Genomic DNA, 20596 nt, shown 5'->3' on the forward strand with positions numbered 1-20596 from the left:
AATGGTATTCGTACGCTGTTCTAAATGTAAATTAATGATGAATAATGTTATGTTTTTCATTTGACTTCGCATCAATAACGCTATATTTTTCATTTTGTGCCACCGGTAGCAAGCCATTTCATAAAACACTTTGCTACTTGCTTTCTCGTTGTTTTTCCCATTATGGATTATGAGGTTAGGTGCAATAAGAATCAGAACAAGGACATGACAAACACTCTCTTTTAAGTCATGTTAACTTAATAACAATAAGTAGAACGTGGAACCACTATGACAACCAGCACACACAATTTTAAACTTAGTAAGTTAATGACCAATTTAATACTCAGTGGCGCATTGACCAGTGGCTTAGCATATGCAGCCCCTCAAGATGAAGCTGTTGCTGATGATCAACTTGAAGTGATCGAAGTAAAAGGTTTTCGCGGTAGTATCAATGCCGCTTTAATGTCTAAGCGTGAAGCCGTTGGTACACGTGAGACTATCATTGCTGAAGATATTGGTAAATTTCCTGACTTAAATGTTGCTGACTCACTTTCGCGTGTACCTGGTATCTCTATTGAAGAGGATGCGGGTGAAGGTCGTCAAATTACCATTCGTGGTCTAGGTTCTCGTTACGTTAAAACCACAATTAATGGCATGGAGTCGGCATCTGCTGGTGCTGCTACTGATGCGGCTGGTGGTTCTAATACCTCTCGTGCTTTTGATTTTAACGTATTCGCATCTGAACTGTTTACCCAAATAGATATTAATAAAACCGTTTCTGCTGAACTTGAAGACGGTGGCATATCAGGGAATGTAAACTTACAAACGGCGCGTCCATTTCAATATGATGGCTTTAAAGGCGCTTACAATGTCAATGCTCGTTATAGTGATGTTGATGAGGATGTATCGCCTCGTGCTTCTTTTATGCTCAGTAATAACTGGGATAATAAGTTTGGTGTACTTGCCTCTATTGCATACTCAGATGGCACAGTACAAAGTGAAGGCTCTTCAACTGGACGTTGGACTGTAAACAATCCAAGCTTTGTCGAAGATGGTTTACCTGTTGGTCAAGGTGGCTCAAATTATCTTACCGTAGCACCTAAAACATTACTGATGCCAAACGGGAATTACACCAATGAAAATTTAGATGGGCTATATTTACCGCGAATTCCTCGCTATTCATTGTATTCAAAACAGCAAAAACGTCTTGGTGCAACAATTGCTTTTCAGTATGCGCCTACCGATGACCTTTCATTCAACTTAGATGTGCTGCATGCAAGCTTGGATAATGATTCTGAAGAATATCACTACGAAGTATTATTACGAGATCAAAAAGATATCGTCCCTGAAAACATTTATGTCGATGCCAACAACACCATAGTCGCAGGTGCGTATTCAAATTCCATTATTCGCTCAGAGACACGACGGGATTCATCTGAATCAACTTTTGATCAAGTTAGCTTTACTGGAAATTGGTTTATTAACGATCGTTTTAAAATGAACTTCCTAATAGGCCAGGGTAAATCAGATTTAGACATTCCGAATATGACCACCTTTGCCCTAGATAGTAATCAATCTACCGTGGCCTATAGTTTTGATAGTAATATAGACCCATTATCATTAATTAATAACCCGGGCGGACAAGCGATTGGTAGCGGTGAGTTAAACACTAATATGCCATCATTTGCATTTGCCGCAGGTCAGCCATCTGGCGGGAATTATAGTAAAGATGAAATAGCGTCGGTGATGACAGATCCAAGTAATTACACCGCTGGTTTAGTACGTAATCGCTCGCAAACAATTGAAAGTGAAAACAAAACTATTAGAGTTGATTTTACATACGAGATTAACGATGAATATACGGTTAAGTTTGGTGTGGGTCAGCGTAGTTTTGAAACAGAACAACACTATAATTTAAATAACTGGAAAGACATCAATAAAGAAACAAACAAAACATCAGGCGCAATAGCAGAAGAGCGTGTTATATCGCTAGATGCAGCCCAAATTGATGGCAGCTTGTTCAATACCACTTTAGATAAACAAGGTGTAAGTTTTGGTAACAACGCTTCAATTCCTGGTTCATCAACGCTTAACAGTAGTACTTGGTTAGCACCTGATTATAATGCCATGTACAACGCCTTTGCTGGGGCAAACTTTTTTCAAGCCAAAGAAGATTTTAGACGCACTTATTATATTAAAGAAGAAGTTGCTACAGCATTTGTCCAGTTAGATTTCAGAAACTACATATTTGATAAAGAGCTACGTGGTAATGTTGGTGTGCGTTATGTTGATAACAAAAACACCAGTCGTATCGTAAATTTAGATCATATTTACAAAGATGGTTTCACTGCGGGACGTGGCGACGGTGCAAACTATGCTGCAGGTTATGGTTGGCGTGAGTCTGTGAGTGAAGGAGATGAATGGCTGCCATCATTAAACCTTGCTTACGATATCACTGAGGACTTAGTCGGTCGCTTTAGTTATTCACACGCAATTACTCGCCCAAAACTATCTGATTTGCGTTCTTCAATCAGTATTAATACGCCGAGTATTGATGATCCGTCAGCGACAATTAAGATGGGTGCAGGCCCGTCACTCAAGCCTTATAAAGCAAAACAATATGATGTTGGTTTAGAGTGGTACTTTGCTGAAGAATCGCTGCTTGCAACATCACTGTTTTATAAAAATATTTCGGGTTTAACAAAAGCAAGTTCTGAGCAAGTTTTATCACAAGCCGATCTTGATAGACTTGGTATCGACCTTGGCGACACAGATCCTAGCACTGTGACTTGGCAAGTATCGCAACTTGTCAATACCGATGCTGAAGGCATGTGGGGCGCAGAATTTATTTATCAACAGCCTTTTACCTTCTTGCCTGAACCATTTAATGCCTTAGGTTTACAAACTAACTACACCTATATTGATTATACACGTGATATAGAAGACCCATTTTATGGCACGCAACTTAACTTAGTAGAAGAAGAAACATCAAAGAATACATACAACATCACCTTGTACTATCAAGTAGACGATTGGTCGGCTCGTTTTTCTTATAACTACCGAAGTGGCTATAACAAACAATATTTAGACGAATATAAAGATGAATCAACCTTTGTGCGTGGTTATGATGCAAAGGCGAAGCTTAATTTCTCTGCCCGCTACAAGTTAACAGATAAAATGAGTGTTTCATTTGAAGCCGTTAATTTAACAGATGAAAAACAAGATATGTGGAATGATATTTACACGCCACGCCCTTACGAAAACCTGTCATCAGGTCGCCAGTTCTTAGTGGGTTTAAGAGGTACATTCTAACTTTATAAAAGCACAACCTCATTTAACGAGGTTGTGCCTTCTCTAATTGTCTCCCCTGTATCATCGATGGTTTTCAGTTGAGGCTGATAGGTTTGATTTTAACAAAACTTTCAGTTTGCCCCTACTCAGAAAGATAAGAACAAGAAACTGAAAATATTGCTCACTAAATATGCTTGATAGCCATTTGAGTTAACAGTGCGCTGATAATAATAAGGTATTAGAAACATGAAAATTTTTCTCAAACAATTATCCATACTTTTAGTATGCTTCTATTTAAGTGCATGCGGAGGTTCATCAGATGACTCCACTATTGTAGATCCAATAGTTACTGACCCTGTAGTTACTGACCCTGTGGTTACTGACCCTGTGGATCCTGAGCCACCTGTTGAACCTGAGCCGCCTGTTGACCCCGAGGATCCAGTTGATCCTATTGCTGATATCACCATTCATATGATTGGTGACTCGACTATGACTGAGTACGACCAATCGCGTAAACCGCAAGCCGGCTGGGGTGAACAGGTTCCTATGTTCGTGAGTGACAAAGCAACCGTTAGAAATTGGGCCCGTGGTGGCAGAAGTTCTCGTAGTTTTTATTACGAAGATGGTCTTTGGAACTTAGTTAAAGAAACAATAAAAACGGGTGATTACCTAATTATTCAATTTGGTCATAATGATCAAAAATTAGGGGATGCTTATGAAGAGTTTGGCACTTATGCATACTGTAGTAATGGCAGTAGCAATGGTGAGGATTGCCTTGATACCGAACACTCTTATTATCAATTCCTGAAAAAATATATAAAAGAAGCACGTGACTTAGGCGCAGTGCCCATTTTAATGAGCCCTATTGTGCGTAAATATTTTAGCGGCGAAAGTATCAGAAACTCAGGACTACATAATCTTGAAACGGTTAACACTGGAGAGCTTTTTGCACGCGGTAACTACCCTGCGGCGATGAAGGAAGTCGCGGTATTATTAGACGTTCCTATGGTTGATTTAACCGGGCAAACAAAGGAAATTGTTGAAAAGTACGGTGAGCAAGCTGCGACTGAATCACTCTACATTTCAGCAGACAGCACTCACCCTCAAGTACTTTTCGCGACTTTAATAGCAAAAGAAGCCATGAAAAGTTTGCAACAGCAAGAGGTCTTAGCTGATTATATTATTGAAGCGACTTCTTTTATTTCTAGTCCTGAAACACTGCAATGGAACGATCGTTATATTGGCGTCGCTAATGTGAAAACTTTAACGTTATCAGCATTTGATTTAAGCCCTAACACGGGTAATTTAGTGGCAACCGCACCTGATGGATTTTTATTAAGTGATGCTCCCGATTCAACTAACTGGACAACAATATTAACCGTTCCTTATGAAAATGGTGCATTCACTGAAAAAATGTATGTTCAGTTCACTCCTTACTCTGAAAAATCTTTCAATGATAGTATTAGTTTTTTTGCTGGTGGTATTGATTTAGGCACGGTAAATGTTTCAGGTAACGGTGTTGATGTTGGTAATGGTCTCCCCACTTATAGCCGTTGGTTTACTGAAGGAGGGGCATTAGCAGCAATAACGGATGGTCCAATTACAGCACAAGACGCAAGTGTTGTGAATTTAGATACAGGCTCAGTTAAAACATTTGCTGTTAACGAACAAGACACAGGAGTTGCAAGATTTAGGGTTTATGGTCCTGATTTAGTCTCTAAAAATGCTGGTAAATATCTAGAGTTTTCACTAACTGCCGCGACCCAAACATTTTCTATCGATACTATTTCGGCATGGATGACTACCAGCGGGGGTTCTACGGTACAAGCAGATATACAATACTCATTTAATAGCGACTTTAGTAACCCTGTATCATTAAATGAGGATCCTATTATGTTCTCAAAAGACACCATGTTACTCACTGAATATAATGTCACTATACAAATACTTGCTGAAAACAAACTGTATATACGGATTTACCCATACAATGCGGCTGGTGCAGATACAACAGGTAAATACCTAGCAGTATACGATGTGAAAGTATCCGGACTTTCTGGTGATTAAGTTAATAAAAACTGACCACTATGACGGCATTTTATAGAAATTAATTCAATAATAAGCTCATTAACTTCACGATGAGGTTAATGAGCTTGCAGTAATCAACCCTATACCCTCTTATTTAATTCGCTTACTTGCTTTTCACAAGCGTCATTTATTTTTTCCTGCACAAAGTAACACCGCGTTTTGCTATGTTCTGCTAAGTAAATTTTTATAAAATAATAAACTTAACACTATTTTAAAGTTCATAATAAAACACCATTGCCACCGGTGGCAATAACTGCTAATGTTAACCTATTATAATAATTCCAATTACAGCAGCAGGATACAAAAATGAATAATCAACGACGCTATTTTCTTAAAGCATTAGCTTCTAGCACTTTGGTAACTGCAACCTTAGTTGGCTGTAAGTCAGCCCCTTTGCTCAATGTTTTTGACGCACCAATTAGCGCAGATGATTGGCAAATGGCTGAACATATAAAAGCTAAGATTGTCGTCCCAACCTTCCCTGCTAAGCAATTTAATATTAAAGACTTTGGTGCAAAAGAAAATGGCCAACATGATTGCACACTGGCCATTAAAAACGCCATTGAAGCCTGCCACGCACAAGGAGGTGGTCAGGTCTACATTCCAAATGGCACCTACTTGACCGGTGCCATTCATTTACTTTCTAACGTAAATTTACACTTGGCTGATAAGGCAATATTAAGTTTCAGCACTGATCCTAATCATTACTTACCAGAGGTATTTACTCGCTGGGAAGGCTTAGAAATGATGGGCTACTCACCACTGATTTATGCTTATGAACAAGAAAACATTGCCATCACAGGTAAAGGAACACTGCAAGGAAATGGCGATAACCAAACCTGGTGGCCTTGGAAGGGACCACACAAGGAAGGCCATTGGGATTTAATTAAAGATAGCCAAGGTAAAGTATTGCACCAGCGTGAAGCACGTGATCAGTTGATGGTTGATGCCGAAGCCGGTGTGCCTGTCAGCCAACGTATATACAGTACTGGTGCCTATTTACGCCCTCCTTTTATTCAACCGTATAAATGTAAAAATATTTTAATCGAAGGCGTAACAATTAAAAACTCACCTTTTTGGTTAGTGAACCCGGTTTTATGCCAAAGTGTTACGGTTGATAACGTGAATTTTTCAAGCCATGGTCCTAATTCAGACGGCTGTGATCCAGAAAGTTGCGACCACGTGCACATTAAAAACTGTGTCTTTGATACCGGTGATGATTGTATCGCGATCAAATCGGGCCGAAATGCTGATGGTCGCCGTGTTGGGGTAGCATCGCAAAACATTGTTATTGAAAACTGCCATATGAAAGAAGGCCATGGTGGTGTTGTGATCGGCAGTGAGATATCTGGCGGTGTAAATAATGTCTTTGTGCAAAACTGCACCATGGACAGCCCCCACCTAGAGCGCGCTATTCGTATCAAAACTAACTCAGTACGTGGCGGTTTGATCGAGCATATTCGCATACGTAACATCGAAGTTGGCACGGTTAAAAATGCTGTTGTGATCAACTTTTTTTATGAAGAAGGCGATGCGGGACAGTTCGACCCAACAGTTCGTGATATTCAAATTGAAAACCTACATTGTAAAAATGTGTTGAGTAAGGCTTTTTACCTCAATGGCTTTGCACGCGCACCAATGAACGATATCCATTTTATCGACTGTCATTTTGACCAAGTGGGTGATGATTCTATTGTTGCTAATGTGAATAACATGAGCTTAACCAATGTCACTTTAAACAAACAGCCGTTAACTATGGCTCAATTACAAAAATAATAAGTATTAATAGGAAAATTGTATGACCGTGTTTTCAACATTATTAGGCAACCAACCTATATTGCCTATCATCCAAGCAAACAGTAGTGAAGAAGGTGTGGCTATTGCCACTGCCATGTACAAGGCTGGCATTCATTTAGTTGAAGTTGTGCTGCGCACGCCAGCTTCCCTTGACGCATTAATCGCGATTAAAAAAGCGTTGCCCGATTTATGCGTTGGTGCCGGCACGATTACCGATCAAGCATTACTTGCAAAAAGTCTTGCCGTCGGCAGTGATTTTATTGTTACTCCTGCGGTATCACCACGATTATTAGATGCCCTTAGTCAATCTTCTGTGCCCGTTGTGCCGGGTGTTTCAAACACCGCCGATATTTTACTTGCTAAAGAATATGGCTTTACTGAGCAAAAATTATTTCCTGCCTCTTTGTGTGGTGGCGAGCAGTTTTTAAAAGCAGTCAGCAGCGTATTTGCTGATATTCGCTTTTGCCCAACAGGTGGCATTAATGAACAAAACTTTAAAGACTATTTAGCACTTAATAATGTGATGGCTGTGGGGGGTACTTGGATTGCACAATCACAATGGGTACAAAGTAAAGACTATGAAAAAATCACGCAAGCCTGCCTTCAGGTACTAAACAACAACTAATTAACATATTGACTGCCATACGTTGTCAGTGTAATTTATCTTTGCATGCCACCGGTGGCAACAAGCAAGCAGAACAGTTAAGGAATCTTCAATGCCGAGCAATATCGAACCTTTAGAATTGCACCCAGATCGTTTATTTTCAAGCGATCCTAGCGTCGTTGCTATCGCTAGAAAGTTATATGAATCAATTAAAGACTTACCGATTATTAGTCCGCACGGTCACACTGATCCTCGTTGGTTTAATGAAAATGAAAACTTTGGCAATGCTACTGAGCTATTTATAAAACCCGATCACTACGTATTTAGAATGCTCTATAGTCAAGGGATCCCAATGACTGATTTAGGAGTACCTGAGCATGGGCTGCAAGGCGATATGGCTCGTTCAAAAGCAGCTGATCCTGAAAAAGTATGGCAAATCTTTGCTGATAACTATCACCTGTATGCCGGAACGCCAAGTGGCTATTGGTTAGATGCGGTATTTAGTGATGTGTTTGGTTTTACAGAAAAACTTTGCTCTGAAAATGGTCAGCACTATTATCAAAAAATTACAGCTGCGTTAGCAACACCCGAGTTCAAGCCTCATGCACTGATGGACCGCTTTAATATTGAACTAATTGCCACAACAGAAGGTGCACTTGATCAGCTCCCGCACCACCGCGCAATTGCAGGCTCTGCAATAGCAAAACGTGTGATCACCACCTTTAGACCTGATGATGTGGTTGATGCTAGCCGTGAAGATTTTATCGACAACGTAATTAAACTTGGTGAGATAACCGACCAAGATACAACGACTTGGCAAGGTTATTTAGCGGCAATTCAAATACGTCGTGATTACTTTCGTATTGAAGGACGTGCAACAGCAACCGATCATGGCCACCCTACTGCATTAACTGCTGACTTACCTACCGCAGAATGTGAAGCATTATTTGAAAAATGTCGAACAGGCCATTCAACAGAGCAAGAGCAAGAATTATTCCGTGGCCAAATGCTCACTGAGCTTGCCGGTATGAGCATTAAAGATGGTTTAGTGATGCAAATTCACCCTGGCGCGCATCGTAATCATAACCAAGCGGTATTTGATCAATTTGGCCGTGATAAAGGCTGTGATATTCCAAGCCAAACTGAATACGTTAATGCACTCAAACCACTATTGAGTAAATACGGAAATCACCCGGATCTTAAAATCATCCTATTCACATTAGATGAAACGACCTATAGTCGAGAACTTGCGCCACTAGCGGGTCACTACCCTAGCCTCAAGTTAGGTCCTGCTTGGTGGTTCCATGACAGCCCCGCCGGTATGCTTCGTTTTAGACAGCAAACAACTGAAACAGCTGGTTTTTATAACACGGTTGGCTTTAATGATGACACCCGCGCATTTTTATCAATTCCAGCTCGTCATGATGTTGCACGCCGCGTTGATTGTCGCTATTTAGCAGAGCTTGTAGCAAATCATCAAATTAGCGAAAGTACTGCCCAGACTCTGGCTTATCAACTAACCTATGGGCTAGTGAAAAAAGCATACAATCTCGATAAATAACGATAATAGAGCCACTTAATTTAAGTGGCTCAACCATTGAGGACACACAATGACTTTAAAAACATCACTGTTATCAAAGCGCATTTTGATGGGAACAGCTCTAAGCTCTAGCCTATTATTGATTGCATGCCAAGAACATGCAGATCTTAAAACACCACTGCAAGCGAGCGAAACTAACTCCCTTGGAAGCGCATTAGTTGCTAAAGTGGACATTGTTAATCCATCTTCGTTTAAACGCCCTGACGAGCCTATCTATCTTAGCTATTACGATTTAGGTCTTAGCCAAACTGCTGCTTTAACTGTAAAAACAGCGCAGCAAGTATTACCAAGCCAAGCAGTAGATATTGATTCAGACGGTGAACTTGATGGTGTGTATTTTATTGTCGATTTAAATGATAAACCGATTGAAGTCACCATTACACAGCAAAGTAGCCCATCAATCACAGCACAAACAAAACGTGTTCAAGCTGATCTTGCCCATAAACAAGGTGGTCAATGGCAGCCCCATTCTCGTCCGCCAAAACACCAAGTTGGCACAGGTAAAAAAGAGTATGTAGGCGGTGAATTTAAAAATGTTGATGAGTTAACACCACCAGATTATTACACCGATCATTCAAATTGGATCCGTTATGAAGGCCCAGGTATTGAGTCGGATAAAGTCGGTTACCGTTTTTATCTAGATTGGCGTAATGGTTTTGATATTTTCGGCAAATTAACAACACAACCTGTGCTACATACTGTCGGCCTTGATGGTTATTCTTCGTATCATGACAAACAAGACTGGGGCATGGATATCCTTAAAGTGGGTAAGTCTTTAGGTGCTGGCGGATTTGGTTTGATGGGTAGTAATGATGAGCTGGAACATGTATCTGATGTTAGCAAACGTACAGCACGGATTATTGAAAATGGCTATTTACGCGCCAGTATACAAATTGAGTATCAAGGCTGGCAAAATAGCTATCAACAGCAAGATTTAATAGCCAATATTAGTATGCACGGCGGCTCACGTTTGGCACATGTAGAACTGAACACTGATAAAGATTTGCCTAATTTAGTGGCCGGTGTGGTCAAACACCCAGATACTGAGTTTATTCAAGGTGATCTGGATGCAATGAGTAATTATGGCTATAGCTATATTGCCAGTTGGGGCAATCAGAGTTTAGATAAATCAGCTTTAGGTATGGCGGTATTTTTTAAAAAAGGTGATGTTATTGATGTACGCCAAGACAAAAATAACTACCTTGCAGTGCTTAAACCTAAAGGGCAAAATACACTGCATGCTGATTACTATTTTGCCTCTGTTTGGCAACCTGAAAGTGGTATCAACGATAAAGAAAGCTTTATTGAGTACCTTGATCAACAAGCTGAAAGATTGACAATTAAACCACGCATTACTTTGCATACCACAGTTACAGCAAAAAAAACGACGCAACCGCTTAATGATAAAATAGCCCTTGAATGGGCCCGCGCCCTTGCCGATTCAGAGCTGAAAAGAAAAGCACTAGGCTATCATGCCAATGGCTGGGATGTGAACCGTAAGCGCAGCCCAAAGTTTGAATACGACATTATCGGCTTACAGCCATATGCTTACTACCAATTAGGGATGGCAACTGATGAGCAAACTTATAAGAATGTGATTGCCCAAGTTACTGGTAGCTTTATTGATCAACAAGGCAAAATCACCGCCTATAAACAAAGCAATTTTAACATTGATAACATTCCGCCTGGGCGTAATCTTATCCAGCTATACCAAGATACCCAGCAGCAACAATATTTATCTGCCGCAAAAGCTTTACGTGCACAATTACAGTTACAGCCACGTACATCACAAGGCGCATTTTGGCACAAAAACAAATATCAACATCAAGTGTGGCTAGATGGCGTTTATATGGGTATGCCGTTTTTAGCCCAGTACGGTAGCTTATTTGAAACGGGCCATCAGCAACAAGAAACCTTCGCCGAGGTTGTAAACGAATTTAAGCTCACTCGTGAAGCACTACGCGATCCAAAAACAGGGTTGTACTATCACGGTTGGGATGAATCTAAACAGCAAGCATGGGCAAATAAACAAACGGGTGTTTCTGCAGAATTTTGGGGCCGTGGTATGGGGTGGCTCGCTATGGCAGTGGTTGATGTACTCGATTACATCCCAGCAAAAAACACAGAGCAACGCGATACCTTACTCGCCATGGTAAAAGAGTTGGCCACGGATATTGCCAAAGTTCAAGATACTGATACCGGCACATGGTGGCAAGTTTTAGACAAACCAACGGCTTTAGGTAACTACCAAGAATCAACTGCAACAGCCATGTTTGCTTACTTTTATGCCAAAGCACTTAATAATGGCTATATCGATGCTGATTATCAAGACACTGCCCTTGCAGCGTATCAAGGTTTACTTAACCAATTTACATTAGTACATAGCGATGGCACGGTAAGTATGACAAACCAATGCTATGTTGCAGGCCTTGGCTTTGGTCGTGATGGTAGTTATCACTATTATATGAGCGAGCCGGTCAGCAAAAATGATCCTAAAGGAAATGGTCCCTTCATTCTAGCAAGCCTTGAAGTAGCAAAGCTTCTAGCTGGTAACAACTAAACAGCCATAGATTATTCAGCCGGAAAGCAAAGTCCATCGCATTTTGCTTACCGGCCAAAACTCACTTCCCTTCAACAACATCAGCACACTAAGCTCATAAGGATTTATGATGCGTATAATCAAAATCAATAAAAACAGCGTAAATAAAAATATTTTTTCATTTTTTCTCTGCTGCTTATTCTGCTCAATAATGAATGTGTCTGCGCAAAATAATAACAACTCACTGAGCTATGCCGTGCAAATGGCTAACTCTGAGATGATCCGTAATCCACAGGCCTACACCATTGATTGGCGCACTGAACCGCGCTGGGATTACACCCATGGCTTAGTGTTACTGTCATTTGCCAAGCTCTATCAGCATCAACCAGAACAACGCTATTTCAATTACATTAAAGAATATGTAGACGCGTTAGTAATGGAAGATGGCAGTATTAAAACCTACGTAATGAGCAAATATAATCTCGACATGCTCAATGCCGGCAAGTTACTGTTTTTTATGTTTGATGAAACAAAAGATCGTAAATATCGTCTTGCCCTCGATACTTTATATGCACAGTTCAAATTACAACCTCGCACAATTGATGGTGGCTTTTGGCATAAAAAACGCTATACCTCGCAAATGTGGCTTGATGGTTTATATATGGCAGCGCCCTTTTATGCCGAATATATCCGCCGCTTTGGAACAGTAGATCAGTATGATGATGTTATAAAACAGTTTGAATTGATTGAACAACATACTTATCGCGGTGACACCGCGCTACCTGTGCATGGCTGGGATGAATCTAAACAACAGCGATGGGCAGATAAAAAAACCGGACAATCACCTAATCATTGGTCGCGCTCTATCGGTTGGTACGCCATGGCAATGGTTGATGTATTAGATCAACTACCGAAGGATTATCCAAAAAGAATCTGGCTGACGCAGCGCTTTAAAACATTGATAGATAACATGTTAAAGCTGCGTTCTGACTCCGCTGTATGGTATCAAGTTACAGATAAAGGTGAATTACGCGGTAATTATTTAGAATCCTCTGGCAGCGCGATGCTCAGCTATGCAATTGCAAGAGGTGCTAATCAAGGTTACTTGCCTGATAGCTACCAAGCAATTGCAAAAACCACCTTTAATGCTGTAGTTAGCAACTTTATTAAACGTGAGGCAGATAACACCTTATCAATACAACAAGTATGTGAAGTGGCTGGGCTTGGCGGAAAACCATATAGAGATGGCAGCTTTGCTTATTACATCAGTGAAAATGTACGTGCGAATGATCCTAAAGCAGTTGGGCCTTTTATTCTTGCCAGTTTAGAAGTGGAGAAATAACCGATGCTAAACAACAAATACAATTTCTTTTTAGCGCTGTTGGTTGTCTGCTTAAGTAGCAACCCGTGTTATGCAAAAGAGTCGCAATTACTATCGCCAACACACTCTCAAAGTCCGTGGCAAGCAGATCTAGGTAATGGCGAATATAAAAACCCAATCCTGCATGCCGATTATTCCGACCCGGATGTAGTTGCCGTTAATGGTGATTATTACATGACAGCATCTAGCTTCAACTCTGCACCTAGCTTGCCTATTTTACACTCTACCGATTTAGTCAACTGGCAGTTAATTAATTATGCACTGCCAATACAGCTGCCACAAGCCCACTTTGCAAAAGTACAACATGGCAACGGCGTATGGGCGCCAACAATCCGTTTTCATGATAATAAATTTTGGATTTTTTATCCTGATCCTGATTTTGGTATTTATGTAACTACAACAGATGATCCTGCTGGAGCTTGGTCAACCCCACAGCTTATTTTAGCGGGTAAAGGATTGATCGACCCTGCACCATTATGGGATGACAATGGTAAAACCTACTTAATACATGCATGGGCAAAAAGTCGTGCTGGCTTTAATAATGTACTGACGCTGCGTGAAATGAAAGATGACGCAAGTTGGGTAAGTGATAAATTTACACATATTGTCGATGGTAAAAATCACCCTGGATATCGCACCATTGAAGGTCCTAAATTTTATAAACGTAACGGCTTCTACTATATTTTTGCGCCTGCTGGTGGGGTAGATTTAGGTTGGCAATCGGTATTTAGAGCAAAAGAAATTACCGGTCCCTACGAAGCCAAGGTTGTTATGGCACAAGGTAATTCAGTGATCAACGGTCCTCATCAAGGTGCGTGGGTTCACACCCAATTTAATGAAGACTGGTTTATTCACTTTCAAAGCAAACAAGCGTATGGCCGTATCACCCATTTACAACCTATGCACTGGGACAATGATTGGCCAATCATTGGTATAGATAAAAATGCTAATGGAACTGGGCAGCCGGTTTTACAGCACACCAAGCCTCGAAGCAAAATTAGCCCACAACCCACCAGCATAGTGAACAATGATGAATTCAACAGCGCTAAGCTAAGTTTATTATGGCAATGGAATGCAAATCCAAGTAACAGCTGGTATTCATTGACAGACAGCCCCGGCTTTTTACGCTTATACTCGCAGCCATTTACAACCCAGAACAACACTAATTTATGGTCAACGCCTTCTTTGTTACTGCAAAAGATCCCTGCAGAACAGTTTGCTTTTACAACCACATTGCAGGTCAACGAAACAACCTTTGCTAGTTCCTCAGGAGTTATTCTATTTGGTGAAGACTATGCATGGATGGGTATCAAAACATCTTCTACTGGCGAACAACAGCTAGTCTATGTGCACTGTTTTAATGCGAGAAAAGGCTGTACAGAAAGTATCGTAGAGCAACAACCACTGACACAACCCTATCTTGAACTAAAAGTCGTTCTACAACCAGGCGCCACAGCCATTTTTAGTTATAGAACCGCTGCGAGCGCTGAGTTTAAAATTATTGGTGAACACTTCCAAGCTAAAAAAGGCCGCTGGGTAGGTGCTAAGTTAGGCTTATTTAGCCTGTCGCAAACTCCTGGTGCTAGCAACTATGCCGATTTTGACTATGCCCGTTACGACACTTTGGATTAAATGAATATGCTAAAACATCAAACGTTGAACTTTTTTGCCGTATTATTGCTCTGTGTTCAGCCATGCATAGCAGCTGATTACACCGTTGAAAATACTTATAAAAAACTAATCAAACACTATCCACACATGCAGGTGCCCGCAACGACACTTCCTGACTCTGTAATCGCTCATAAAGCACTGGTTTACAAACAAACTAAAACCAGTGCACAGACTTTAGATATTTATCAGCAAACACAGCAAACACAAACGGCGCCTTTGATTATGTTGATCCACGGTGGTGGCTGGCAATCAGGTACCCCCGCATTAATGACAGCACTTGCAATTGCGCTGGTAGAACGTGGTTATGTTGTTACAACACCCAGTTACCGCCTCAGCGACGAAGCGCCTTATCCTGCAGCAGTTGAGGATTTAGTTAGTGCGTTTCATTGGCTCAATAATAATGCTGCTCAGTATAATATAGACAGCACTAAGATTGCTTTATCGGGCGGCTCTGCAGGTGGCCAATTAGCCGCGCTATTAGCCTACAGCGGCGGAATTGTTGATAGCAGCGACACTAACTCGAAGCGATTTAATGTCCAAGCGCTGATCAATATAGATGGCTTAAGTGATTTCACGTCTCCAGAAGCACTACCTTTTGAAAACAACTCAGCCAAATCCGTCACTTCAGCCAGCAAGTGGTTTGGGGGTAGGTATGAAACTATCCCACAGCGTTGGCACGACGCATCGCCTATTTTCTATATTGATAAAAACGCGCCTGCAACACTTTTCATTAATAGCTCAGTGCCACGCTTTCGTGCAGGTAGAGACAGCGCAATACAAAAGTTGCAACAGTTGCATATACCCAGTGAAGTTTACCAGTTTGATGATGCGCCGCATTCATTTTGGTTATTCCAGCCGTGGTTAACGCCTACGACCAGTGTTATTGATGACTTTTTAACAGCACAATTTGCTAAAACTCGTTGATCATTATTGTTGTTAAAATTAAAGCCTTGATGAGTTAATGGTTATTTTAAGTCATCAAGGCTTTCTTTGTTAGTCGCTAAGCGAATTTAAGTACTGCTGCAAAACCTGCGCTGTAGTTGCATTTTTTAATTGCAGCTGATGCTGTTTGAACCAATCATCCGCAACACCATCTTCATTAGCATCAACGATTGCAGGAACCCCTGTAAATTCCTGTTTATATGCATCCCAATTACCAATTAGCTCAAACTCATGATCAATCAAACCATTTTTCTTTATCGCGACACTATCAGCGAGCTGTTGATAAACAAGCGTATCAATACTGTCATGGAAATAGCCATGTGCATTACGACTTGCTCCTATATGTTGCCCTTTAATGGCATCACTAAATGCTTGCTTTGCACTAACATAAACCATGGTTGTTTGCATGGGTGATGTAATGATTGGTTTATCACTTAACCACTGGCTATTTTCATCACTGATAGTGCGTTTTGCTTTGACTGCTTTGCGATAATTTACACCTAAATAATTATGCTCAGTCAGTTGTGGGTTATTCTCAAGTACATTTCCCATAATATATGCCTGATTTTCTTTGATCTCTGGGGAATACCAAATATCAGCAAACTGCATGATCTTACTTGCTTTACCTGGTTTATAATAATTGTTGATCAAGTTAAAACGACCATTTTCTGATCCATAAACATTATTATGTCCCCAGTTAAAAATAATATTATTGATAAGCTCAACAAACTCTTCATCTTGTGCATACGGTGATTTAAGTCTATGACCATTGAGCCTAGGCGTTCTACTGGCATGATTGGCAATTATATTATTAATAAAGCTCGCATTTGCCCCGCCCCAAATGCCACCATAGCCATGATCGCCTTTAGGGTGAATTGAATGGCTTAAACTATGTGAAATAATGGAATTTTGTAATGTAAAGTTACGGTTATTATAGAAACTCGCAGTTTCATCCACTGACCAACTCAATGAACAATGATCAATAATGACATTCTCACTGTTACGCACCGTTAATGAATCATCAGCATAGCCAAATGTACCTAAGCGAAAGCGCATATAGCGGATAATCACATTATCTGCGGATGAGACCGTCACAGGAGCACCAACAATGGCAATCCCACCTGGCGAACTTTGCCCCGCGATGGTGATATTACCATGTGAGATTTTAAGTTCCCCTGCCAATTTGATCACACCTGATACCGCAAATACGACAGTGCGAGGATGTTTTTGCACAATTGCATAGCGAAGGCTGCCTGGTTGCGGCTTATCTAAATTATCTTCCAATGTAGTCACTCTATAAAGCGTGCCATTAACTCCCCCTGTTGCGTATTTACCAAATCCTTTTGCCGTTGGAAAAGCCAATGTTGTATTGACTTGTGCAGCGTATAAATTAGTCGAAACAAAAACCGTCAACACAGTAATGATGCTTAGTATTACGATATTGAGATAGTTTAAATTATTATTCTTCAGAACTTGCATAATGTTCCTTGGCTATTTCGTTTTTAATGCTGGTTAAAATAAAAAATTGTCAATATGTAAATTGACAGTTTCATTAATACAGTGTTAACTTCATGTTATTCCATTTTGCCACCGGTGGCAAGTTGGGATTTGAATCAACGGGAATCGCATATCTTGCACACACAATTATAAGCCTGAAAAAGGAATAAAAATGAAGAGCATGAGATTAAGCACGATCGCAGCAGCATTAATGGTAGCTATGCCACTTTATGCGCAAACAACTGATCCTGCACAGCCAAAGGTAGAGAATGACAAACCAACAACAAGCGCCGAGAAAACAGCAGCTAAAAAAACCGTAGAAGCTGAAGATGATATTGAAATCATTGCTGTAACAGGCGTTTATCAAGCAGATTTAAAAGCACGTGCCATGGAGCGCGATGCTAAAGCGTTTAGCTCAGTGATTGCCACGGATGACATGGGAAACTTTGTTGATCAAAATGTCGCAGAGTCATTACGCCGTATTCCTGGTGTCACTTTAGAGCGCAGTGAAGGTGAAGGAAAATACATTGCAGTACGGGGGTTAGGTCCTAAATTCGTATCGGTGAGCATGAATGGTGCAGAACTATCTGGTGCGGGTGATGAACGTAAAATTGGCCTTGATGGTATCACTAGTGATTCATTAGGAGCCATTGAAGTATTTAAAACCCTTACCCCTGATATGAATCTAAATTCGATAGGTGGCGCAGTAAACGTCAAAGCTATCTCAGCATATGACCGTGGTAAAAACACCCTAAAAATGAAGCTGCAAGATTCATACAGTGAAATCAGAGAAGAACACTCGCCGAAGTTTAGCCTTGATGGCACACAGCTATTCTTAGACGAAAAAATAGGGGTTGGCTTTGCTCTATCCTATGAAGATAGAAAAACCCAAGTAGATGAAGTACGCCATCATAGCACCCGCGAATTAAACTTTTTACAAGGGGGAATTGGTCTAAGCGAAGAAGAACTCAGTGTCGCCCCAGAAATTTTGATCCCCGCGCAACTTGAAAATCGCCGTGAAATAGCCGACAGAGAACGTACCACTGCAACACTTAATGTTGAGTTTAAGCCAACCGCAGACAGTTTTTATTACATTCGTGGTAACTACTCAAATTACACCGATAATGACGTTGCACAAAGAGAGTTTTATAACTTTTATAATGGCGACCAAGCCGATGAGATTATCTATGTAAATGCTGATACAAAAGAGTTTGCACTGTCTGATATCGATATTTACAACCAATTTTTCATTCAAGAAGGTGAAACGACTACAACCAATTACAGCATCGGTGGTGAAAACTATATTACCGATACTTTACGTGTAGATTATGAATACGCGTATTCTAAAACAGATGATAAATCTGTGGGTGATCGCCGCGTGCAATTTCGTGAGCGCGAAAATATTGTCTACGGTCAAGGTAGTAAAAATAATATTGTTGCGAAAGTGCTTACTCCTGAAGAAGCAGCTGCCTTAGGTGGTTTTGCGTTAGATCCGGATAATGATGTTTTTGCCGGTGAAGCCGATGGTGATATCAGCGATTTATCAAATATGGAATACGACAACTTATTTATGGAAGACAGTGTCCGAACAGACGAAGTCACGAGTATCAAGTTAAACTTACAAAAAGACTTTGATTTTGAGTACCTGAATTTCATTAAAATTGGTGGCACTTATAACGAACGCGAACACTTTCGTGATAAAGATCGCTGGAGCTATGCAATAAACCCTCTCGATTGTGGAACGGATGAAACCTGCATTACAGTCGCCAACTCAAATGTTACTGATTATAACTTTGCGGTTCCTGAGGGTGGCTTATTTACCTATCCTTTTGTTAGCAACGAAGACCTTGAGTACATAGTTGACTCAACTAAAATTACGCGCGACAGTGCCACCGGTGGCGAAGTGTCAATTGACAGCACCAAAGAAGACTATACCTTATACGAAGATACCTACGCAGCTTATATTATGACTGAGCTGCAGCTATCAGAGCAGGTCAGTGTTATTACCGGTGTACGCTATGCACATACCGAATTTTCATCAACCGGTTATATGTCATTATCAAATGATGATTGGAATTTTGGCGGTGATCACACCTTAGATATTTCGGTACCTTTACCTGAGGCATCCATTACCTACAGTGAATTTTTCCCAAGTATGCATATACGCTACGAACCAAATCCTGAAATGTTGGTTCGTACATCACTTTGGACTAGTTATACCCGCCCTTCGTTTAAGCAAGCGCGTGGTTATGCGCGTTTTGATAGTGATATTAGTTTATGTGATCCAACGACTAATGAATGCTACAACTCACCAGATGGACAAAGCGCAATTGATTTGCAAGGCTATATTTTAGGGCCTGACAATGCGTTACAAGTAGGTAACCCAAATTTGGTGGCAATGACTTCGGATAACTTTGATGCTTCGTTTGGCTGGTATCCATCAAAAGAGTTATTTATGGAAGCTGCAGTATTTTACAAAAATATTGATAACTTCATCGTCGATGTCACTGGTATTCAAATGAGCATAGATGAGCTCCCGCTTACTTTACCTGTAAACCAAGTATCTGATTTTGCAATTCCTCAAGATCTTGCTCTAAATCAGGTTGATATCACCCTCAATGGTGATAAAGCCACAGTCTACGGGATTGAGCTTAGTTACAATCAGTTCTTCGAAAATGGCTTATTTTGGCAAAGTAATATGACCTTTGTAAAAAGTGAAGCCGAACTCGACGCCACTATTCGTCAAGACAAAATGCAGCTACCAGGCCAAGCAGATATCACCGGTAACATTGCTGTTGGTTGGGAAGATGAGACTTTCTCGTTACGCCTAATTAGTAATTACCGCTCAGATATCCTTGAAGAGGTTGGCTCTTGTCCCGTATCAGCTTCTGTATCAGACCCACATACCTGTAAGTCATGGGCTGATATATACCAAGACGATATCTTAACCTTTGATATGAAAGTGAAATATGATTTTACGAAAAGCCTCAGCGTGTATTTTGACGCGATTAACTTAACCGATGAAGCAGATTTACGTTATTTCAAAGGTAATGATTTATCCGGTGGTGAAATCCTCTATCAACGTGAAGATTATGGTCGTACGTTCCAGTTAGGTATGAATTATAAATTTTATTAACAGCTACTAATAATGAAAAACGTTAATTTCACACACAATTAACGCGTTAATGACGCGCTTTCATCCTTGGAGGG

The 20596-nt window shown here is 40.6% G+C and carries 11 protein-coding genes; 10 read left to right on the top strand and 1 reads right to left on the bottom strand.

Annotated features, from left to right (window positions below):
* The first annotated feature begins 267 nt into the window (after window positions 1-267).
* The 9 genes from H5203_RS09835 (at window position 268) to H5203_RS09875 (ending at window position 15871) form a co-directional block, all read left to right on the top strand.
* On the top strand, window positions 268-3291 hold the full coding sequence (locus H5203_RS09835; RefSeq protein WP_145239072.1) for a TonB-dependent receptor: 3024 nt from the start codon (window positions 268-270) through the stop codon (window positions 3289-3291).
* A 225-nt stretch (window positions 3292-3516) separates the two neighbouring features.
* Complete coding sequence (locus H5203_RS09840) at window positions 3517-5334, top strand: rhamnogalacturonan acetylesterase (RefSeq protein WP_182819672.1); 1818 nt, start codon at window positions 3517-3519, stop codon at window positions 5332-5334.
* Between the two features lie 327 nt (window positions 5335-5661).
* On the top strand, window positions 5662-7131 hold the full coding sequence (locus H5203_RS09845) for a glycoside hydrolase family 28 protein (protein WP_145239078.1): 1470 nt from the start codon (window positions 5662-5664) through the stop codon (window positions 7129-7131).
* Between the two features lie 22 nt (window positions 7132-7153).
* The gene (gene eda, locus H5203_RS09850) at window positions 7154-7777 is read left to right on the top strand and encodes a bifunctional 4-hydroxy-2-oxoglutarate aldolase/2-dehydro-3-deoxy-phosphogluconate aldolase (protein ID WP_182819673.1); all 624 of its coding nucleotides are present in this window, start codon (window positions 7154-7156) and stop codon (window positions 7775-7777) included.
* A 91-nt stretch (window positions 7778-7868) separates the two neighbouring features.
* Window positions 7869-9317 (top strand): glucuronate isomerase, encoded by a 1449-nt coding sequence (gene uxaC / locus H5203_RS09855; protein ID WP_182819674.1) that lies wholly within the window; start codon window positions 7869-7871, stop codon window positions 9315-9317.
* Window positions 9318-9366: 49 nt separating this feature from the next.
* The gene (locus tag H5203_RS09860) at window positions 9367-11916 is read left to right on the top strand and encodes a glycoside hydrolase family 88 protein (protein WP_182819675.1); all 2550 of its coding nucleotides are present in this window, start codon (window positions 9367-9369) and stop codon (window positions 11914-11916) included.
* Between the two features lie 106 nt (window positions 11917-12022).
* Entirely contained in the window at window positions 12023-13237 is a 1215-nt protein-coding gene (locus tag H5203_RS09865) for a glycoside hydrolase family 105 protein (RefSeq protein ID WP_259401936.1), read from the top strand.
* Window positions 13238-13240: 3 nt separating this feature from the next.
* Window positions 13241-14908, top strand: a complete 1668-nt coding sequence (locus H5203_RS09870) for a glycoside hydrolase 43 family protein (protein WP_182819676.1) — start codon at window positions 13241-13243, stop codon at window positions 14906-14908.
* A gap of 6 nt (window positions 14909-14914) precedes the next feature.
* Window positions 14915-15871: an alpha/beta hydrolase gene (locus tag H5203_RS09875; RefSeq protein WP_182819677.1), complete on the top strand. Its 957-nt coding sequence runs from the start codon at window positions 14915-14917 to the stop codon at window positions 15869-15871.
* Window positions 15872-15940: 69 nt separating this feature from the next.
* On the opposite strand, the gene H5203_RS09880 is transcribed toward H5203_RS09875, so the two are convergent.
* Complete coding sequence (locus H5203_RS09880; RefSeq protein ID WP_149980271.1) at window positions 15941-17368, bottom strand: polysaccharide lyase family 1 protein; 1428 nt, start codon at window positions 17366-17368, stop codon at window positions 15941-15943.
* 190 nt (window positions 17369-17558) lie between these two features.
* On the opposite strand from H5203_RS09880, the gene H5203_RS09885 reads away from it, so the two are divergent.
* Window positions 17559-20522 (top strand): TonB-dependent receptor, encoded by a 2964-nt coding sequence (locus H5203_RS09885; protein WP_182819678.1) that lies wholly within the window; start codon window positions 17559-17561, stop codon window positions 20520-20522.
* Window positions 20523-20596: the final 74 nt, after the last annotated feature.

It is taken from the genome of Pseudoalteromonas sp. SG41-1 (genome assembly GCF_014164575.1).
Classification (GTDB): Bacteria; Pseudomonadota; Gammaproteobacteria; order Enterobacterales; family Alteromonadaceae; genus Pseudoalteromonas; species Pseudoalteromonas rhizosphaerae.